The sequence below is a fragment of the Streptomyces echinoruber genome (assembly GCF_014651135.1).
GTDB classification, from domain to species: domain Bacteria; phylum Actinomycetota; class Actinomycetes; order Streptomycetales; family Streptomycetaceae; genus Streptomyces; species Streptomyces echinoruber.
This window is the reverse complement of the sequence record NZ_BMWH01000068.1, coordinates 1-2615: the sequence shown is the minus strand read 5'-3', so window position 1 is coordinate 2615 and position 2615 is coordinate 1. Positions and strand designations below refer to the sequence as shown.

Below are 2615 nucleotides of genomic sequence, written 5' to 3'. Positions count from 1 at the left end.
CGAGCGCCTCCTCGGGAGTGATCCGCCCGCCCTCGGCGGCACGGTCGAGGACGGACTGGAGGTCGGAGTCGGAGCGGGGAGGTCGGGACATCGGGCGGGCCTTTCCGGGTTTCCGGGGTCGGGATCTCGGGCGGGGACCTGGCGGGCAGGGGCCTGGTCGCGTAGGGGTCGGCGCGTCGGCGCAGGGCCGGGGCGCGAGGCTCGGACAGAGCCGTCGGGGGGCTCAGACGGAGCCGTCGGGGGTGAGGAGCCGCACCCGCACGTCGGGCGGAAACCCCTCGGCGGCGCCGCCCACGCGGCGGGCGAACTCCCGGATGCCGGCGAGCTGCTCGGGGCCCAGCCGGAAGTCGAGCGCCGTCGTGTAGTACCGCTCCAGTGTCGCGGCGTCGAACTCCTCCCAGCGGGAAGCCTGTTCGCACACCTTGGTCACCTCGGCGAGCGACAGGTCGCGGGAGGCGAGCAGGTCGGCGTGGACCTGGCGCACCAGGTCCGGTGCGCGGTCGAGGAACTCCCGGCGGGCCGCGAACACCGCGAACACGAAGGGCAGCCCGGTCCAGGCCTTCCACATCCCGCCCAGGTCGTACACGTGCAGCCCGAGCCGCGGCGCCTCGTGCAGCGCGGCACGCAGCGCGGCGTCACCGATGACGACGGCGGCCCGCGCCTCGCCCATCATCGTCCGCAGATCCGGCGGGCACACGAAGTACTCCGGCCGCACCCCGACCCGCTCCGCCAGCAGCAACTGGGCCAGGCGCACGGAGGTGCGGCTGGTCGAGCCGAGCGCCACCCGCTCGCCGTCCAGCCGCTCCAGTGGCACCTGGCTGACGATGAGGCACGACATCACGTCGCCGTCGCTGCCGACCGCGATGTCCGGCAGCGCCACCAGGTCGTCGGCGTGCCTGAGGAACTCCACCAGGCTGATCGGCCCGATGTCCAGCTCGCCCGTGGCGAGCGCGTCGTTGAGCCCGTCCGGGGTGCCGGTGCGCAGGTCCAGGTCGAGGAGGCTGCCGGTGCGCGCCAGCCCCCAGAACAGCGGCAGGCAGTTGAGGAACTGGATGTGCCCCACCCGGGGCCGGCGGCGCCTGCCGGCGGGGGGCGGGGCCGTCGGGGCGGCGGAGAGGTCGGTCATCGGTGCACAGCTCCGGGAAGAGGAGTCGGTGGGGGAGAGGCGGACCGGGTGCGCCCGGCGGGGGTCAGCCCGTGCGGGAGGCGGTGGCCGCGAAGTGCTCGGTGAGGACGGCGAGGACGTCCGCGGGCCGCTCGGAGAGGAAGAAGTGGCCGCCGGGGAAGACCCGCACGTCCGCCCCGGCCAGGGTGTGCCGCTCCCAGTCGCGGGCCTCGTCCAGGGAGGTCTTGGGGTCGGCGTCGCCGGTCAGGACGGTGACGGGGCAGCGGACGGCCGCGCCCGGCTCGCACCGGTAGGTCTCCACCGCCCGGTAGTCGCTGCGGATGGCGGGCAGCACCATGCGCAGCAGCTCCTCGTCCTCCAGGAACTGCGCGTCGGTGCCGCTGAGCGCGCGCAGTTCGGCGATGACGCCGGCGTCGTCCAGGGTGTGCACCCTCTCGTCCCGGACCCGGGACGGGGCGCGCCGGCCGGAGGCGAACAGCCGCACCGGCCCGGTCCCGGAGCGCTCCATGCGCCGGGCCACCTCGAAGGCCACCACGGCGCCCATGCTGTGCCCGAAGAACGTCAGCGGCCGGTCCGTCCAGGCGGCCAGTGCCTCGGCGACCCGGTCGGCGAGTTCCGCGATCGACGTCGGGCCCGGCTCCCGGCGCCGGTCCTGGCGCCCGGGGTACTGCACGGCGACGACGTCCACACCGGGCGCGAGGGCGGTGGAGACCGGCAGGTAGAAGGAGGCGGATCCGCCGGCGTGCGGGAAGCACACCAGCCGCTCCGCCGCGCCGGGCGCGGGCCGGAACCGGCGGATCCACAGGTCGTCCGAAGGGCTGGGACTCATGGGAGGTGCTTGTCCTTCCGAAGGAGGCGACGCGCGGGCCGACGGATCCCGGCGGCCGCGGACTGCGGGGAGGGCGGCGGCCGCTACTCGGCGTCGGGCCCGTGGACCTCGACCCCGTCGGACGCCCGGCGCACGTGGATGCACTCGCCCGGGCACTCCTTGGCCGAGTCCACGACGTCGGTCACGAGGTCCAGGGGGATCCGCCGGGCCGCGCCCGGCTCCTGGAGCAGCTCGTCCCGGGTGTCCTTCACGTAGGCCAGGCCGTCGACGTCCAGTTCGAAGATCTCGGGCGCGTACTGCGCGCAGATCCCGTCGCCGGTGCACAGGTCCTGGTCGATCCAGACCTCGAGTTCCTCGTCGTTGCTCGTCTGCGGGGACATTTCCACCTGCCTGCCGAAGAAAAGGGGAGAGAAGAGGGCCGCCGGTCACACCCGCATGGGCTGGGGCTGGTCGCGGCGGGCGGGGTCGGGGCCGTCGTACTCGCGGATGATCTCGTAGCGGGTGTTGCGTTCCACGGGGCGGAAGCCGGCGTCGCGGATCAGCTCCAGCAGATCCTCGCGGGTGAGCTTGCTGGGCGTGCCGAAGCGGTCCGCATCGTGGGTGATCTTGTATTCGACGACCGAGCCGTCCATGTCGTCCGCGCCGAACTGCAGGGCGAGC

General features: G+C 74.2%; 3 protein-coding genes and 1 pseudogene. All 4 read right to left on the bottom strand.

All coding sequences use genetic code 11. From position 1 onward, the window contains the following. Positions 1-223: 223 nt before the first annotated feature. Positions 224-1126, bottom strand: coding sequence for a menaquinone biosynthetic enzyme MqnA/MqnD family protein (locus tag IE225_RS32430; RefSeq protein WP_190061253.1), 903 nt, complete (start codon positions 1124-1126; stop codon positions 224-226). Positions 1127-1190: 64 nt separating this feature from the next. Beyond that, positions 1191-1955, bottom strand: a complete 765-nt coding sequence (locus tag IE225_RS32425; RefSeq protein ID WP_190061252.1) for a thioesterase II family protein — start codon at positions 1953-1955, stop codon at positions 1191-1193. A gap of 83 nt (positions 1956-2038) precedes the next feature. Then, the gene (locus IE225_RS32420) at positions 2039-2335 is read right to left on the bottom strand and encodes a ferredoxin (RefSeq protein ID WP_190061251.1); all 297 of its coding nucleotides are present in this window, start codon (positions 2333-2335) and stop codon (positions 2039-2041) included. A gap of 45 nt (positions 2336-2380) precedes the next feature. After that, a pseudogene (locus IE225_RS32415) lies at positions 2381-2615 on the bottom strand (aminofutalosine synthase MqnE); the annotation flags it as partial.

Excerpts from the sequence above, each read along its gene's own strand:
- IE225_RS32420 (WP_190061251.1), bottom strand. The coding sequence starts at position 2,335 with ATGTCCCCGCAGACGAGCAACGACGAGGAACTCGAGGTCTGGATCGAC.
- IE225_RS32430 (WP_190061253.1), bottom strand. The coding sequence starts at position 1,126 with ATGACCGACCTCTCCGCCGCCCCGACGGCCCCGCCCCCCGCCGGCAGG.
- IE225_RS32425 (WP_190061252.1), bottom strand. The coding sequence starts at position 1,955 with ATGAGTCCCAGCCCTTCGGACGACCTGTGGATCCGCCGGTTCCGGCCC.